This is a genomic window from Paraburkholderia tropica (assembly GCF_014171495.1).
Classification (GTDB): Bacteria; Pseudomonadota; Gammaproteobacteria; order Burkholderiales; family Burkholderiaceae; genus Paraburkholderia; species Paraburkholderia tropica.
In genome coordinates this window covers 1,521,843-1,538,603 of sequence record NZ_CP049134.1, presented here as the reverse complement: position 1 = coordinate 1,538,603, position 16,761 = coordinate 1,521,843, and the positions used below count along the sequence as shown (strand labels likewise).

The 16,761-nt window shown below is 65.3% G+C and carries 13 protein-coding genes; 6 read left to right on the top strand and 7 right to left on the bottom strand.

Annotated features, from left to right (window positions below):
- Positions 1–230: 230 nt before the first annotated feature.
- Positions 231–2,732 (bottom strand): penicillin-binding protein 1A, encoded by a 2,502-nt coding sequence (locus tag G5S35_RS06865; RefSeq protein ID WP_065059406.1) that lies wholly within the window; start codon positions 2,730–2,732, stop codon positions 231–233.
- A gap of 657 nt (positions 2,733–3,389) precedes the next feature.
- On the opposite strand from G5S35_RS06865, the gene G5S35_RS06860 reads away from it, so the two are divergent.
- The 4 genes from G5S35_RS06860 (at position 3,390) to G5S35_RS06845 (ending at position 7,902) form a co-directional block, all read left to right on the top strand.
- On the top strand, positions 3,390–3,983 hold the full coding sequence (locus G5S35_RS06860; protein ID WP_124262050.1) for a hypothetical protein: 594 nt from the start codon (positions 3,390–3,392) through the stop codon (positions 3,981–3,983).
- A gap of 348 nt (positions 3,984–4,331) precedes the next feature.
- Entirely contained in the window at positions 4,332–5,012 is a 681-nt protein-coding gene (locus G5S35_RS06855) for a PspA/IM30 family protein (RefSeq protein ID WP_065059403.1), read from the top strand.
- A gap of 96 nt (positions 5,013–5,108) precedes the next feature.
- Positions 5,109–6,287, top strand: a complete 1,179-nt coding sequence (locus G5S35_RS06850; protein ID WP_183038764.1) for a tetratricopeptide repeat protein — start codon at positions 5,109–5,111, stop codon at positions 6,285–6,287.
- A 124-nt stretch (positions 6,288–6,411) separates the two neighbouring features.
- A complete protein-coding gene (locus tag G5S35_RS06845; protein WP_124262048.1) occupies positions 6,412–7,902 on the top strand; it encodes a flavin-containing monooxygenase in 1,491 nt (496 codons plus the stop codon).
- A 43-nt stretch (positions 7,903–7,945) separates the two neighbouring features.
- On the opposite strand, the gene G5S35_RS06840 is transcribed toward G5S35_RS06845, so the two are convergent.
- Both G5S35_RS06840 and G5S35_RS06835 read right to left on the bottom strand, forming a co-directional pair.
- A complete protein-coding gene (locus G5S35_RS06840; protein WP_065059401.1) occupies positions 7,946–8,716 on the bottom strand; it encodes a class I SAM-dependent methyltransferase in 771 nt (256 codons plus the stop codon).
- A 59-nt stretch (positions 8,717–8,775) separates the two neighbouring features.
- Positions 8,776–8,919 carry a hypothetical protein gene (locus G5S35_RS06835; protein WP_161495517.1) on the bottom strand — a complete coding sequence of 48 codons (144 nt, stop codon included), beginning with the start codon at positions 8,917–8,919 and terminating at the stop codon, positions 8,776–8,778.
- A 247-nt stretch (positions 8,920–9,166) separates the two neighbouring features.
- On the opposite strand from G5S35_RS06835, the gene G5S35_RS06830 reads away from it, so the two are divergent.
- Entirely contained in the window at positions 9,167–10,585 is a 1,419-nt protein-coding gene (locus tag G5S35_RS06830) for a methyl-accepting chemotaxis protein (RefSeq protein WP_183038763.1), read from the top strand.
- A gap of 119 nt (positions 10,586–10,704) precedes the next feature.
- Here G5S35_RS06830 and G5S35_RS06825 read toward each other — a convergent pair whose 3' ends face one another.
- The 4 genes from G5S35_RS06825 to G5S35_RS06810 all read right to left on the bottom strand — a co-directional run bounded on the left by G5S35_RS06825 (position 10,705) and on the right by G5S35_RS06810 (position 14,834).
- Positions 10,705–11,523: an ABC transporter permease subunit gene (locus tag G5S35_RS06825; RefSeq protein WP_065059398.1), complete on the bottom strand. Its 819-nt coding sequence runs from the start codon at positions 11,521–11,523 to the stop codon at positions 10,705–10,707.
- Positions 11,520–12,455, bottom strand: a complete 936-nt coding sequence (locus G5S35_RS06820) for an ABC transporter permease subunit (RefSeq protein ID WP_065059397.1) — start codon at positions 12,453–12,455, stop codon at positions 11,520–11,522. The genes G5S35_RS06825 and G5S35_RS06820 overlap by 4 nt, the downstream gene beginning before the upstream one ends.
- Positions 12,452–13,621 (bottom strand): ABC transporter ATP-binding protein, encoded by a 1,170-nt coding sequence (locus tag G5S35_RS06815; RefSeq protein WP_065059396.1) that lies wholly within the window; start codon positions 13,619–13,621, stop codon positions 12,452–12,454. The genes G5S35_RS06820 and G5S35_RS06815 overlap by 4 nt, the downstream gene beginning before the upstream one ends.
- Positions 13,622–13,733: 112 nt before the next feature.
- Positions 13,734–14,834 carry a polyamine ABC transporter substrate-binding protein gene (locus G5S35_RS06810; protein ID WP_065059395.1) on the bottom strand — a complete coding sequence of 367 codons (1,101 nt, stop codon included), beginning with the start codon at positions 14,832–14,834 and terminating at the stop codon, positions 13,734–13,736.
- Positions 14,835–15,485: 651 nt separating this feature from the next.
- On the opposite strand from G5S35_RS06810, the gene G5S35_RS06805 reads away from it, so the two are divergent.
- Positions 15,486–16,709 carry a phospholipase A gene (locus tag G5S35_RS06805; protein ID WP_234774757.1) on the top strand — a complete coding sequence of 408 codons (1,224 nt, stop codon included), beginning with the start codon at positions 15,486–15,488 and terminating at the stop codon, positions 16,707–16,709.
- Positions 16,710–16,761 lie beyond the last annotated feature (52 nt).

Here is a 16,761-nt window from a genome sequence, read left to right as displayed (position 1 = left end):
GCCTCGACCTGCACGTGAATGTCCGTTGCGTGGTCGAGCGTGCATGCAGTTGTCACGCCAACTTATCCCCAGTTTTTGTTGAAGTCCCTGTGGACAAGCCCTGGGCAACCCACCCAAACCCTTGTTGCCAAAGAGAATTGTCCGCACAAAACAAAACAAAACACGGCACGTCGTTGCCGACGTGCCGTGTTAATGAGGTGAAGCGGCGAACCTGAGCGAATACCGCAGCGTTACGGCTTGTTCGTCTCAAAGAGATCCATGATCTGCTGCTTCTCGCTCGTGGTCACGCTCGGCGGCGTCATGCCGCCCGGACCCATGCTGCCCGTTGCGCCGCTCGCATCGCTGGCCGCGCCGGCCGGCACGCCCGCATCCATGCCGATGGCCGAAACGAAGCCCGCACCCGGCGTCATATCCGAGTAGTACAGCTCGCTGCCGATGGTCGTGAGACCTTGCGGCATCGGCGGCTCTTCCTGCGGAATGCCTCGCAGCGCCTTGCTCATGTAGTCGACCCAGATCGGCAACGCGAGCTGCGCGCCGAACTCGCGGCTGCCGAGGCTCTTCGGCTGGTCGTAACCCATCCACGCAACCGCCACCAGCGTGTGCTGATAGCCGGCGAACCAGCCGTCGTGCGCGTCGTTGGTCGTACCGGTCTTGCCTTGCAGGTCGTCGCGATGCAGCACGTTGGTGCCCGCGCCCGTCCCCGCCGTCGCCACCGAATGCAGCAGGCTGTTCATGATGTACGCGTTACGCGGCGTGATCGTCTGCGGCGCGTTCTGGCCGGCGACCAGCGGCTGCGCACGCGAGATCGGCTGGCCGTGCGCGTCGTCGACTTCGGCGATCAGATACGGATTGATGCGATAACCGCCGTTCGCGAACACCGAGTACGCACCCGCCGATTGCAGCGGCGTGACGAGCCCCGCGCCGAGCGCCATCGGCAGATACGGCGGTGTCTTGTCCGCGTCGAAACCGAAGCGCTGCGTCACGTAATCCTGCGCGTACTTCGTGCCGATATACGACAGGATGCGGATCGACACGAGGTTCTTCGACTTCTGCAGCGCGAGGCGCATCGGCATCGGGCCGTCGGGTTGATCGTCGTCCTTCGGTTCCCATGCGTCGCCGCCCGGCGAGCTCGGCGGAAAATACAGCGGCGCATCGTTGATGATGGTCGCCGGTCCGAGGCCCTTTTCGAGCGACGCCGAATAGATGAACGGTTTGAAGCTCGAACCCGGCTGACGCCAGGCTTGCGTGACGTGGTTGAACTTGTTCTTGTTGAAATCGAAGCCGCCGATCAACGCGCGGATCGCACCGTCCTGCGGCGTGAGCGAGACGAGCGCGCCCTCCACCTGCGGCAACTGCGTGATCTGCCAGTCGTTCTTCTCGTCGGCGATCAGGCGCACGATCGAGCCGGACTTAATGCGCAGCGCGTTCGACGCGCGCGGCGACAGACCCGCCGCCACGAAGCGCAGGCCCTGGCCCGTCACCGTGATCTGCGTACCGTCGAGCAGTTGCGCCGTCACCGATTTCGGCGTGGCGTCGATCACGACCGCGGAGACGAGGTCGCCGTTGTCGGGGTGATCGGTCAGTGCGTCGTCGATCGCCTGGTCGCGGTCGTCGCCGGCCGGCGGCAGTTGCACGAAACCTTCCGGACCGCGATAGCCGTGACGGCGCTCGTAATCCATCACGCCCTTGCGCACGGCGGCGTAGGCGGCGTTCTGGTCGGCGCTGTCGATGGTCGTGGTGACCGTGAGACCGCGCGTGTACGTTTCGTCCTTGTACTGCGCATACATCATCTGGCGCACCATTTCCGCGACGTACTCGGCGTGCACGCTGTACTCGGTGCCCGCGGTGCGCGTGTGCAGCGGCTCCTTGATGGCCTCGTCGTACTGTGCCTGGGTCACGTAGCCGAGATCGAGCATGCGCTTGAGGATGTACGCCTGGCGGATCTTCGCGCGCTTCGGATTGACGATCGGGTTATACGCGGACGGCGCCTTCGGCAGACCCGCGAGCATCGCCGCTTCGGCGAGCGTGATGTCCTTGAGATCCTTGCCGAAGTACACGCGCGCGGCGGCCGAAAAACCGTAGGCGCGCTGACCCAGATAAATCTGGTTCATGTACAGCTCGAGGATCTGATCCTTCGTGAGCGCACGTTCGATCTTGTACGCCAGCAGCATTTCGTAGATCTTGCGCGTGTAGGTCTTCTCGCTCGAGAGGAAGAAGTTACGCGCGACCTGCATCGTGATCGTGCTCGCGCCCTGCGACGCGCCGCCGTGCATCAGATCGGCCACGCCTGCGCGCAGAATGCCGACGAAGTCGACGCCGCCGTGTTCGTAGAAGCGATAGTCCTCGATCGCGAGCACGGCCTTCTTCTGCACGTCGGGGATGTCGTCGAAGCGCACGAGCTGACGTCGCTCTTCGCCGAATTCGCCGATCAGCACGTGGTCGGCCGTGTAGATGCGCAGCGGCACCTTCGGCTGATAGTTCGTGAGCGCGTCGAGCGAAGGCAGCTGCGGGCCCATCACGACGAGCGCATAGCCGACGATCAGCGCGCCCACCACGGCCAGCGTGGCGAACAGGCCGAAGAAGCCGAGCGCGATCGACGCACCGATCGAGCGGCGTTTGGGCCGTTCGTCGCGCGCGTCGTCGCGGCGCTGCGGCTCGCGTCCACGGTTGAAGGAGGGTTCCCGATCGTCGTTCGGGTACTGCGGTGAAGGCGGTCGTTTAATGATAGGCATGACTGGAATGATTGGCGCGTTCGTTTGCGCCGCGGCTGCGCGGCAAGCGCGCGTAGATCTCGATCATGGCGTCATGGCGCCAATGCGGCATGTGACGGCGCCGCGCCCCGAGCGCGGTTCCGTAACGCGGCCGGCAACGCCCCCGTCCGGCCACGTGGCGCGCGAATTCCGCGCGCCGTCGCAAGGTGAATCTTTCATCACCCTTTCGCGCGAAGCCCGCCCATGAAGCCTTGTGCGCTGCATCGACGCGAAATGTAACAGCGCATTCTAAATAATTCGGGCGGGGGCGGTCGCGCTTTTTTTGTAAGAGTTTCCTGGACAAGCTCATGCCGACCTGTTTATTCGCCGTGAATGCCGTGCGGTGACGGCAGTTTGCGCCATCCGACGCGTTCTGCGGAGAAAGTGTCGAAGCGACAGGAGATCGGCGCGCGCTTTCGACGCTGCGCGCCCCGATCCGCAATAGATCATTGCGCGATGCGCAAGCGCCGTGCGCGCAGCTTGGCGTTGCGCATCGCGCGTCTCGTCTTATCATGGAGAGATTGCTGCACGCCCCTGCGCGAGCGGCGGCCATCGCGCTGCTGTAACGGCCGCCCCACCCGCGCCGGACCCGAGGTCATTCGAGGCCGACCCCGACGCCGATCCATCGGCGAGCCGATCATGAACAAGCCCAGCGAACGCATCGTGGTCTTCGTCACCCCCGCGCAGAAACGCGCGATCTCCGCCACTGCCGACGAACTCGGCATCAGCATCAGCGAGCTCATGCGGCGCGCGGTGATCGCCTTCAGCGCGACCAGCGACCAGGTGAAGGCGGCCAGCATCGTCGACCGTCTGAACGCGCCGCGCCAGCCTGACGCGCTCGCGCAGGTCTTGCGCAAGGCCGCCAAACCGCTGAAGCCGGGACGCGCCGGTATCCGGCCCGCTGTCGCCGACGAAGCAAACGCGCCGCTCGAAGCCGCCACGCCGCTCGAGCACGCGCAGACATCCGACGAAACACACGAAGATCACGAGGCCCGTCTCGAACACGACGCCACGCACGAAGTGGCGCAAGCGGTCGCACGCCTCGCGGCATCCGCCGCCGAAAGCGCTGCGCAGGAAAGCCACGCCGCGCTGCCGCAAGACGTGCATTTCGCCGATAACGAACCGCTGCAGCCGCTCAGCGGCACACCGTTCGCCCGTCGCACGCTCGACGACCGCGACGAAGAAGACACACATCGCCATGGCCCCGCGCCCGAGGGCGGCAAGTTCGCCTGAGCGCGCGCCTGCCCGCGCCATTCTGAACGCCAACGCGGCGGCCGATGCACGCGCGACGCCCCCTCTGCGCGCCGTGCCTTTAAGTCCCTTTTAAGAGACCCCGTGGTGTAATATCCGCGAGCGATGCGCGCTGGGCCACGCATGAAACGCGGCGCGACGTGAAGAAAGGTCAATTGTGTCGGCGTGAATCGTTCGCGCTATTGCAATCGGCGCTTTCGTCCCGATTTGCGCGCTGCATGCGCGGCTCGCCCAAAGCGGCGTAAGCTGAACGCGAGGCGCGCGCACGTGCCGCAAGCCGCATCGCGGCCCGCCAAACGTAGGGCCGATCTCATTTCACCGGAGAATTACATGTCGCTTTTCGACTCCATCTCTCGCACGGTCAAGGGTCTCTTGAACGATGCCGCCGACTCCGTGCAGGACCCGTCGCGCGACGCGCGCCAGATCGTGCGCGAACTCGACGACAGCATTGCGAAAGCCGAGAACTCGCTCGTCGAGATCCAGGCGCAGGTCGCAATGCAGCAAAGCAAGCGCGACGTGGCCGCCGACAAGGCGAAGAAGTACGAAGACGGCGCGAAGCGCGCGCTGCAATCGGGCGACGAAGCGCTCGCTCGCGAGGCGCTCGGCGCGCAGTCGACGGCTGAAGCCGAACGCGACGCGCTCGCGGCGGAACTCGCCAAGCTCGAACCGTCGGTCGACCAGCTGAAGCAGCAGATCGACGACATGCGCTCGCGCCGCAACGACCTCAACGCACGCTCGAACATCCTGCAGGCGAAGCAGCAGATCGCCCAGGCCAAGGACGTCGCGGCGACCGCGCTCGGCGGCATCGGCGGCAAGAATCTTGCGCAGGACTTCCAGAAGCTCGAAGACAAGGTGAATCTGTCGAACGCCCGCTCCGACGCCCGCCTGAATTCGGCGGACACGTCGAGCGGCAAGGCGCTCGACGACAAGCTCGCCGCGCTGAACAAGGGCCCGTCGGTGGATGACCGCCTCGAAGCCCTGAAAAAGCAGCTGAATACGCCGGCGCAGTAACACGCCGCGCGTGACGGATGCGGCGCAGCGGTCTTCGCGCGCCGCATCCACGTAACACTGTCATGGAGACGGGCGACAAGCCGCCCGGCCTGCAACATGAAAAAGTTTTTTGTCGCTGTTTTCGCTTCGCTTGCGCTCGTGAGCGGCCTGGCGTTCGCCGTGCCGAGCGTCCAGCAGATCGAATCCGCGATGTCGCAAGGCGACTGGCAACGCGCCGACTCGGGTCTCACCGAGGTTCTGCAGGCGCATCCGGACAACGCCCGCGCGCACTATCTGTACGCGCAGGTGCTCAACCGCGAAGGCCGTTACGCCGATGCGCTCACGCAGGTCCAGCAGGCGAAGCAGCTCGACCCGCAAGTGCGCTTCACGCAGCCGCAGCGCTTCGCGCAGGTCGAAGCCAAAATCCGCTCCGACGCCGCGCGCGCCGGTAGCGTCACCACCAACCGCGCAAGCAATCCGTTCGCGCAGCAATCGCAATCCGTCGCGCCCGCCGCCGCCATGGCCGCTGCCGCGCCGGTCAGGCACGGTCCTGGCATTGGCATGTGGATCGGCATTGCGATCGTCGTGATCGGCATCGCGCTCGTGCTGCGCTGGACGCTGCGCCGCGCGAAATCGAACGACGACGCCAAGGCCGGCGACGACCGCCGCGACCAGCTCAAGCGCGCCACCGACCTGCTCAACGGCGTGCGTTCGCTCAAGCTCGACGTGAAGCTCTCGACGGCCGCCGGTCACGAGGTGCTGGAGAAAGATCTCGAAGCGTTCGAAACGCAGCTTCGCGGCGTGGTCGAACGGCTTTCGGGCAGCACGAATCCGGTCGCACCCTACGAGATCGAAGATCTGGAACGCCAGTTCGAAAGCCTCAAGGCGCGCGCCGAAGGCCGCTCCGATCCGAACGCCCAGGCCGCCGCGCCGGCGGCCGCGTACGGCAGCGGCTCGGCCTATGCGCGTGAAGCCGACGCCGCCTTTGGTCACAATCCGCAATATCCGCCGCAATATCCGCCACAGCAGCAACCGCAAGTCATCGTGCAGCAAGGCGGCGGTGGAATGGGCGGCATGGGCGGTCTGCTGACGGGCGTGCTGCTCGGCGAGGCGCTCAACCACGGCCGCGACCGTGTGATCGAACGCGATGTGATCGTCGACGACGACGGCCGCCGTGTGCCGCGCGACGGCGGCGGTCTCGACTTCGGCCAGGGCTCGAACGACTGGGACGACGGTTCGGGCGGCGGCGTCGACATGGGCAGCAACGACAGCAGTTCCGACGACTGGAACAGCTAGGCGCCCAGCCGCCGCGCATTCGCCGCTGCTTTTGGATCACGGGCTCCCTCGCGGAGCCCGTTTTACATCGGCGCTGCCTTTCATTTTTCGAGCACGCGCTCCCGCTTTGAAGAAGCACACGATCATGGCCACACCTGCGGGACCCTCCTCCACTGCGCCGCGCATCGTCATCGTCGGCAGCGGTTTTGCCGGCATCGGCATGGCGATCCGCTTGCGCCGCATGGGCATCGAGTCGTTCACGATCTACGAGGCCGCCGCGAGCCTCGGCGGCACCTGGCGCGACAACGCCTATCCCGGCGCGGCCTGCGATGTGCCGTCGCATCTCTATTCGTTTTCATTCGAGCCGAACCCGGACTGGACGCGCACCTACGCGCCGCAACAGGAGATTCTCGACTATCTCGAACGCTGCGCGCGCAAATACGACGTCGAGCGCTTCGTCGTCTATCGCTCGCGGGTAAGCGCCGCGCGTTTCGATGTGACGCGCGCCGTCTGGGTGATCGAGATCGAGCGCGACGGCGTGACCGAAACCGTGGAAGCCGATCTGCTGATCGCCGCCAACGGACCGCTCTCGCGTCCCGCCCTGCCCGCGATCGACGGGCTCGATCGCTTCGCAGGCACGCTGTTTCACTCGGCGCGCTGGGATCACGACTACGCGCTCGAAGGCAAACGCGTGGCCGTGATCGGCACGGGTGCGAGCGCGATCCAGTTCGTGCCGCGCATCCAGCCGCGCGTCGCGCAGCTCACGGTGTTCCAGCGCACGCCGCCGTGGATCATGCCGCGCCGCGACCGCGCGATCAGCGCGCGCCGGCGCTGGATATACCGACACGTTCCGCTCGCGCAGCGGCTCGCGCGCGCGGCCATCTATTGCCAGCTCGAATCACGTGCGCTCGGCTTTATCGTCGATTTGCGCCTGCTGAATGCGCCGATGAAATTCGCGCGCAACTATCTGGCGCATAAGGTCAAGGACGCGGCACTGCGCGCGAAACTCGCGCCCGATTACCTGCTCGGCTGCAAGCGCGTGCTGCTATCGAGCGACTATCTGCCGGCGCTCACGCAGCCTAACGTGGCGCTCGTAACGGAGCCGATTCGCGAAGTGGTCGCCGATGGCGTCGTGACGCAAGACGGCACGCATCATCGCGTCGATGCGATCGTCTGCGGCACGGGTTTTCAGGTCAACGACGTGGATGCGCCGTTTCGCGTGACGGGCCTCAATGGCGCGGATCTCGGCGAAGCGTGGCGGCGCGACGGTCCCGAGGCATATCTGGGCGCGAGCGTGGCGGGCTTTCCGAACTTCTTCATCGTGATCGGCCCGAACACGGGTCTCGGCCACAACTCGATGATCTACATGATCGAGTCGCAAATCCGCTATATCGCCGATTGCATCCGCGCGATGCAGCGCCGTCGCGCGCGCACGATGAACGTGCGCGCCGACGTGCAGCGCGCGTTCAACGCGAAACTGCAGGCGCAGCTCGCGCGCACGGTCTGGAAGTCGGGCTGCCATAGCTACTATCAGACGAAAAGCGGCAAGGTCACGTCGCTGTGGCCTGGCTTCACGTTCGCGTTTCGTCACCAGACGCGGCGCGTGCGCGAAAGCGACTATGAGTTCGGCCGCTAAAGGCGCATATGTTTCGGCATCCGAATCATATGCGCCACGCGGTCTACACGCGCACCGGCTTGCCCGCGTAGACCCGCGTTTCGTACGCGAAGTCCACCGTGCCGCCTTGCTGCGTGGCATCGAACAGCGTGCGTAGCGCCGCGAGCATCGGCGCGTGGCGTGCGTCGTCGGCTGTCGGCGCATATGACGACGACATCAAGCGCCCTTTCAGCGCGTCGAAATCGAGCTGCTGTGCGTTCGGAAACACCGTTTTCTGCTCGAAGCCCTCGCCGAACCAGTCGGCCATCGCGTCGTCGGACGGATAGGTTTCGGCCACCTCGGTGTAGTCGGCGCAGAACGCGTGCAGCAAGGCCTCATAGCCTTCGAGAAACGCCGAACCCTTGAGCAGACGGCTGTTCCAGAACAGCAGGATCTTGCCGCGCGGCTTGAGCACGCGCGCGAATTCGCGCCGCGCGCCCGCCTTGTCGAACCAGTGAAACGCCTGCGCGGCAATCACAAGATCGACGCTCGCGGTATCGAGCGTGCTTGCTTCCGCCGTGCCCGCCACGCTGCGATAGCGCGGATAGTCGGCCAGAAATGCGTCCGCCGCCGCGCGCATCGCCGCATTCGGTTCGACAGCGACGACCGGATGGCCCGCGTCGAGAAAGAGTTTCGACGACAAACCCGTGCCCGCGCCGATGTCGGCCACCGTCGCGCCTGGCGCGACGCCGCATTCGACGTGCGCGAACGTCGCCACTTCGCGCGGATAGCTCGGGCGGTACTTCACGTAGTCGGCGACCCGGTCGGTGAAACGCCGGGTGGAATCGTCGGTCATGAACGCCCCTCGTCGTGTGTTGTGCGCTCAGCGTGTCGCGTCTCGCGCGGCGCGCCGCCTCATCCGGCCCCACTCAACAGCTTGAGCAGGTCCCAGAGAAAACGGCACACCATCACAATCAGTTCCCAAAGCTGAGCCAGTTGATGCCAGAACGCGCCGACCACCACAAACGCGCCCTCCCCAAATATCGCTTCTATCATCATGTTCCCACTGCGGAGCGCGCCCATCGCGATCCGCAAGCCCCGATCATAGCGCCCCGCGCTACCCGCACGCGAAAGCGGCCTGGAAGCCTGGCCCGAAGCTACCCCGGAAAGCCCGCTCAAGTCGCCGTCCGCGCTGCCGTAAACACGTTGAAATCCCGGCGATCGCGCACGCGTCATGCATGCGTGGCGCGACGACCGGGCGCGACACGCATCGCCGCAGCGAATACGTAGAGCAAGGAGACTTCCGATGACAGTTTTGCGCCTGGCCTGGCGCGGCCGCCGCCGCTCAGGAAAATCGGCCTCGATCGTTGGCGATATCGCCGCGCACGCGGGCCGGCTTGGCATTGAAATCTGCGACGTGTCCGGCAACGTCGAGGCCGTGGCGGCCCGCGTCGGGCATCAGGCGGACGTGTGCGACGCCTTGCGCGAGTCGGCCGCGCACACGCTCGCGGGGAACCATCAGATCGCCACCGCCGCGCGCGCCATGCGCGAAGTCAGCGCCGGGACGGCCGCCAATGTGCAGGCCTCGCAGCAGACCATCGAGGCGTCGCTCGGCGACATTCACGGGCTGGTCGAGGGCGTGACCGTCATCGAAACCCAGATCGGCGCGCTCAAGGCGGCGCTCGAACACGTCTCGCGGGTTTCCGAGGAAATTTCGCTGATCGCGCGCCAGACCCAGTTGCTCGCGCTGAACGCCGCCATCGAGGCCGCGCGCGCGGGGGAATCCGGCAAGAGCTTCGCGGTGGTCGCCGCCGAGGTGAAGAACCTGTCCGCCAAGACCGCGCAAGCCACCGGACAGATCGAACAGACGCTCGCGAAACTCACGCAGCAGACCGAGCGTCTGATCGTCGAAGGCGCCGCCAACACCGAGCGCGCGCATCGCGTGCGCGAAGGCACGCGCGCGATCGGCGAGGCCGTGCACAGCACTGGCGATGCGATCACCCTGCTCGACGCGCACGCCGGAGAGATCGCCAAACTCACCGGCGAGATCGAAGCGAAGTGCGACGGTCTCGAATCGCAGGTCAGCGAGATGGCCAACGGCGTCGAGGATTCGAGCCGCAATTTCGCGCAGGCCAAGGATCAGCTCGGCAAGCTGCTTGCGGTCTCGGAGACGCTCATCGAACTCTCGGCCGCGACCGGCGTGGAAACCGAGGACACGCGTTTCATCGACAGCGTGCAGCGCGCGGCGGCGCAGGTCGGCAAGCTCTTCGAAGCGGCCGTCGCGCGCGGCGAGATCAGCGAGGCCGATCTGTTCGACCGCCACCACGCGCCGGTGCCGAACACGCAGCCGCAGCAGCACATGACGCGCTTCACCGCGTTCACCGACCGCGTGCTGCCGCCGATTCTCGAACCGCTGCTGCAACTCGACGAGCGCGTGGCTTTCTGCGCCGCCATCGATCCGCTCGGCTACATTCCCACGCACAACCGCAAGTTCTCGCATCCACAAGGCGCGGATCCGGTATGGAACGCCGCGAACTGCCGCAACCGGCGCATCTTCAACGACCGCACCGGGCTCGCCGCGGGCTCGCATACGAAGCCGTTTCTGTTGCAGACGTATCGGCGCGATATGGGCGGCGGCCAGTTCGCGATGATGAAGGACGCGTCCGCGCCGATCTTCGTCAACGGACGGCATTGGGGCGGTTTTCGAATGGGGTATCGGCTTTAAAAGCCGGCTCTAAACAAGCGGCTCTTAAACCCGCACGCCCGAAAAGAAAAACGGCGCGCAGACCGAAGTCCACGCGCCGTTTTGTCTGTTTTGGCGACGCCGCCGAAGCAGCGAAACCCTCAGACCGCCATCGCCGAGCGCCGACGTTCGGCGCGCTGCATGAAGTAATTGCCGACGATCACGCCCACCGTCACGACGCCGATGAACAGCGTCGCGAGCGCATTCATTTCCGGATTCAGGCCCAGACGCACGCGCGAGAACACCACGAGCGGCAGCGTCGTCGAGCCGGGGCCCGAGAGGAACGCCGAGAGCACGAGGTCGTCGATCGACAGCGTAAACGACAGCAGCCAGCCCGCCGCGAGCGCCTGCGAAATCAGCGGCAGCGTGATCTGGAAGAACACCTTGAACGGCGTGGCGCCGAGGTCGAGCGCGGCCTCTTCGAGCGAGGGATTCAGCTCGCGCACGCGCGACTGCACGATGATCGCGACGTACGAGATGCAGAGCATCACGTGACCGATCCAGATCGTGAACACGCCGCGGCCCGCGGGCCAGCCGAGCAGCTTGCCCATTTCGACGAACAGCAGCAGCAGCGAAATGCCCTGAATCACTTCGGGGATCACGAGCGGCGCGTTGATCATGCCCGTGTAGAGCGTGAAGCCGCGAAAACGGCCCATGCGCGCGAGCACGAAACCCGCCCACGTGCCGATGATCACCGAGGCGAACGCCGTCATCAGCGCGATGCGCAGCGAGAGCCACGCGGCGTTGATGAGTTCGTCGTCGGTCGCGAGCGCCTGATACCAGCGCGTCGAGAAATGCGTCCACACCGTCACGAGTTGCGACTCGTTGAACGAATAGACGATCAGGCTGACGATCGGAATGTAGAGGAACGCGAAGCCGAGGCCGAGCGCGATGAATTGCAGGACGCGATTCGGTTTCATTTGCCGCGGCCCTCCAGTTCCTTCGCCTGGAAGTGCTGGAACAGCGCCATCGGCACGAGCAGCAGCAGCACCATCGCGCAGGTGACGGCGGACGCCATCGGCCAGTCGGCGTTATCGAAGAACTCGTTCCACATGACGCGGCCGATCATCAGCGTGTTCGCGCCGCCGAGCAGTTCCGGAATCACGTACTCGCCGACCGCCGGAATGAACACCAGCAGACAGCCCGCGATGATGCCGTTCTTCGAGAGCGGCAGCGTGATTTCGAGGAACGCGCGCCACGGCTTCGCGCCGAGGTCGTAAGCGGCCTCGAGCAGCGTGAGATCCATTTTCACGAGGTGCGCGTAAAGCGGCATCACGAGAAACGGCAGGTACGAATAGACCATGCCGATATAGACCGCCGTGTTCGTGTGATACAGCTCGATAGGCGAATGAATGATGCCGACCGACATCAGGAAATTGTTCAGCAGTCCGTTGTTCTTCAGAATGCCGATCCACGCGTAGACGCGAATCAGGAACGACGTCCAGAACGGCAGCATCACGGCCATCATGAGGATGTTGCGCGTGGCCGGATTCGAGCGCGCGATGTAGTACGCCATCGGATAGCCGATCAGCAGACACAGCAGCGTCGAAATGGCCGCCACGACCACCGAGTTCACGTAGGTCGCGAAGTACAGGCTGTCCTGGAACAGAAACGCGTAATGCGAGAGGTCGAGCGCGATGTGCCAGACGCCGTCGCTGAACGACGTGAGTTCCGTGTACGGCGGAATGCCGAGCTGCTGGTCGGCGAAGCTGATCTTCACCACCAGAATGAACGGCACGAGGAAGAACAGCAGCAACCAGAAGAACGGCCCCGCCACCACGGCGGTGCGGCCCGTCAGGTTGAAGCGCCGCGCCGGCCAGTGCAGCACGTCCTTGAAGGTCGGCGCGCTCATGAGGTCAGCACCACGCCGGCCGAGGCGCTCCAGCGCACGTAGACTTCGTCCTCCCAGGTGGGCGAGTCGATCTCGGAGAGCGCGAGGCTCGACATGTTCGCGATCACCGTCTTGCCCGATTCGAGCTTGACGTGATACAGCGAGTAGCCGCCCATGTAGGCGATGTTCTTGACGACGCCCTTGCCCCAGTTGAACACGCCCTCGGGCGGCTTGCGCGTGAGCGAGATGCGCTCGGGGCGCACCGAGATCGTCACGGGCATGCCGAGCGGGCCGGTGATGCCGTGGTTCACGTACAGGCGCACGGGCAGATCCGCCGACTCGACGAACACGTGGTCCGGTTCGTCTTCCACGACGTTGCCGTCGAACAGATTGGTCGAGCCGATGAATTCCGCCGAGAAACGGCTGTTCGGATACTCGTAGACCTCGTTGGGCGTGCCGAGCTGGACGATCTGGCCTTCGCTCATCACCGCGAGGCGGCCCGCCATCGTCATCGCTTCTTCCTGGTCGTGCGTGACCATGATGCAGGTGACGCCGACCTTGTCGAGAATATTGACGAGCTCGATCTGCGTGCGCTGGCGAATCTGCTTGTCGAGCGCCGACATCGGCTCGTCGAGCAGCAGCAGCTTGGGACGCTTGACGAGCGAGCGCGCGAGCGCGACGCGCTGCTGCTGGCCGCCCGACAACTGATGCGGCTTGCGCTTCGCGAAACGCGTCATCTGCACGAGTTCGAGCGCGTTGGCCACGCGATCCTTGAGCTCGCCCTTCTTGACGCCTTCCTGGCGCAGCCCGAAGCCCACATTCGATTCCACGGTCATATGCGGAAAGAGCGCATACGACTGGAACATCATGTTGACCGGACGGCGGTACGGCGGCAGCGTGGCGAGGTCTTCGCCGTCGATCAGGATCTTGCCCGACGTGACGGTCTCCAGACCGGCGAGCATGCGCAGCAAGGTGGACTTGCCGCAGCCCGAGCTGCCGAGCAGCGCGAACAGCTCGCCCTTCTTGACCGACAGGTTGACGCCCTTGACGGCCGTGGTGTCGCCGAACTTCTTGACGACATCCACGACCTGCACGAAGTTGTCCGCGGCGGGATTGGCACCGTTGGCCGCGGCGAAGCCCGAAGGCAGCACACCGGCGGTTGCCGGCGCGCTCGACTGGTCACTCATGATTCTCTCTGCCCTGCCTGGTTCTGCCTGACTACTGGACGGGGTTGACGAACAAAGCCCCCGGCGTCGTGCCGAGGGCTCGGGTAAAACGATCAGTCTGCTGCGCGGCGCGTCAGCGGCCCGACTTGAATTCGGTCCACAGACGCGTCTGCAGACGCTGGATCTCAGGCGGCAGCGGCTTGAGCAGGAACAGGGTCTTCAGGACCTCGGGCGGCGGGTAGACGGCCGGGTCGTTGGCGATGTCCTTGTTCACGTACTTGCGCGCTTCCGCATTCGCGCTCGGGTAGAACACCGTATTCGTGATCGCCGCGTGCACCTGCGGCGTCTCGATGTAGTTGATCCACTCGTAAGCGGCTTCCTTGTGCTGCGCATCCTTCGGGATGGTCATCACGTCGAACCAGATCGGCGCGCCGCCCTTCGGAATGTAGTACTCGATCTTGTACGGCTTCTTCGCCTCGATCGCGCGATGCTTGGCGATCACGACGTCGCCCGACCAGCCGTAGGCGAAGCAGACGTCGCCGCCGACCATGTCGTTGATATAGCCCGACGAGTTGAACTGCGTGATGTACGGACGGATCTTCTTCATCATCGCCAGCGCGGCGCGATAGTCGTCCGGGTTCGTCGAGAGCGGATCCTTGCCGATGTAGTGCAGCGCGGCCGCGAACATCTGGTCCGGCGCGTCGAGCACCGAGACGCCGCACGCCTTCAGCTTCGAGATGTTCTCGGGCTTGAAGAGGATGTCCCAGTTGTCGAGCGGCACGTTCTTGCCGAGGATCTGCTGCGCCTTCGTGACGTTGTAGGCGAGACCCGTCGTGCCATACGCCCAGGGCACCGCGAACTTGTTGCCCGGATCCGCGCCGGCGACGAGCGCCATCAGCTGCGGATCGAGATACTTGAGATTGGGGATCTTCGACTTGTCGATCGGCGAGAAAATGCCGGCGGCGATCTGCTTGCCCGCGTAATTGCTGGTCGGCACAACGATGTCGTAGCCCGAGTTGCCCGCGAGGAGCTTGGCCTGGAGCGTGTCGTCGCTATCGTAGTTGTCGTACTTGACCTGAATGCCGGTTTGCTTCTGGAAGTTCGGAATCGTGTCCTTGGCGATGTAATCGGACCAGTTGTACACGTTCAGTTGCGTATCTTTCGCCACCGACGACACCCACGGCGCCGCGCACAACGCGATCGCACCCAGATGCGCCCAAACCCGTTTCTTCATCCCGTTCTCCGATTCACTCAGCCACGGCGCGGCTCGCGCCCGCCCTTTGTTTTTGCCTCGCATGTCGCCGCGCCTCGCGCGGCCCCCAGAATTTACCGAACCTACCATCAAACATGCCAGGCGCCAAAAAAGAACGGCCGCATGTCGCGCAAACGGAACACGCATTCTCCGTGCGGCGCCGATGGCAAATCGGGCGCAATTTTAGCCGTTTATGCGTCCCTGTCCACCGAAAAAACCGGACCGTGCGACATTCGCGCGACGCGGGCGACGCCGAGGCGCCGCGCAGGCCGGGGCGTGCGGCACGCCATCGCGGGGGCACATCCGGCGCGCCGGGGCGGGACGCGTGGTAAAAAAAACCTGAGCAGACCGGGCCCGCGCCTCGCGAGCCTCAGGGCGGCATGCACCGCCCCGCGCGCCCCTCCGACCACCGCCCGCCTCCTGACGACCCGACGCATGAGCCTCGATACTCCCGCGCCTTGCCTTAGCCTTTGGTTTCGCCGTCTTCTGTCCTGTGTGTCTTCTGCGCCGCTTTTGCCGACCTGGATGCCTTTCCGGGCGCGCAGGGGCACAATCCGCGCGCAATCGCCGTGGCGCCGCCGAAGCCAAGCCGCCGTGATCCATCGCGCATCGACTTTGATTCCGGCGCTGGCAATGGCCGCCGCGGGTCTTGCCGCCGCGCCGGCCGCGCACGCGAGCATCGCCATGCTGCAGCCGCCGCGCGAAGTCGCCGCCTCCCAGCCGCTCGAACTCACCCTGCTCGTCACCGCCGACGACGGCCGCCCGCTCAAGGTCACGCTGCCCGCGACGCTGCGCGTAACGCTGACGAACGGCGACGTCGCGCCCGCGCCGCTCGATCTCGTGCGCGAGCCCGGCGTGCCCGACAGGTTGACGTTGCGGCCCGGCCAGTTCCGCAAGGTGCGCTACCGTGCGCCGTGGCCTGACAGCGCGCGCGGCGCGGTGCGCATCGATCCGGTGGGCTTCGACGCCTCGCCCGCGCTCGTCGTGCTCAATCGCGGCCCGAACCAGGCCGCCGTCGTCCAGACCGCGCGCGCCGAAAGCGCCGCGACCTCGCCCGCCAGGATCGCCGCCATCGAAGCCACCGGCGCCGACAGCGCCATTGCGCCCGCCGCCGACTCGCTCGCCACGACGGGCCGCAGCACGCTCGCGCGCCTGTCCTACTACGAGCCGATGTACGTCGGCGTGGGCAAGAACGGTGACACGACCGCGCGCTTCCAGCTCAGCTTCAAGTACCGGATCATCATGCCGGACGACCTGCGCTCGAAAGGTTTCTTCGACAACCTTTATTTTGCTTACACGCAGAATTCGATCTGGGATCTGAGCGCGACCTCGGCGCCGTTCCGCGACACGAGCTACATGCCGCAGCTGTTCTATTACATCCCGGATACCGGCTGGAAGAGCGACTGGTTCACGCGCATGGGCATCGCGGCGGGCGTCGGTCACGAGTCGAATGGCCAGTCGGGCGCGGCGTCGCGCGGCATCAACATCGTGTTCGTGCGGCCCACGTGGGAGTTCGGCAACGTGGACGACTACCACGTGACGGTTTCGCCGAAGCTGTACTACTACCTCAGCAAATCGGACAACGAGGACATTGCCGATTACCGCGGCTACATGGACCTGCTGATCAAGTACGGCAGCCCGGACGGCTGGCAGCTCGCCACGACGCTGCGCAAGGGCACGAAACACGGGTACGGCAGCGTCGACGCCCAGCTCACCTACCCGCTCTCGCGGCTGATCAGCAGCAAGTGGGGTGGCTATCTGTGGATCGGCTATTTCAACGGTTACGGGGAGGATCTGCTCGACTACAACCAGCGCCAGCACTGGGTTGCGCGGATCGGCTACAGCATTGCGCGCTGACTGCGCGCGACGGCGCCCGCCGTGGCGTCGGGCCGCAGTTGGCCGGATCGGC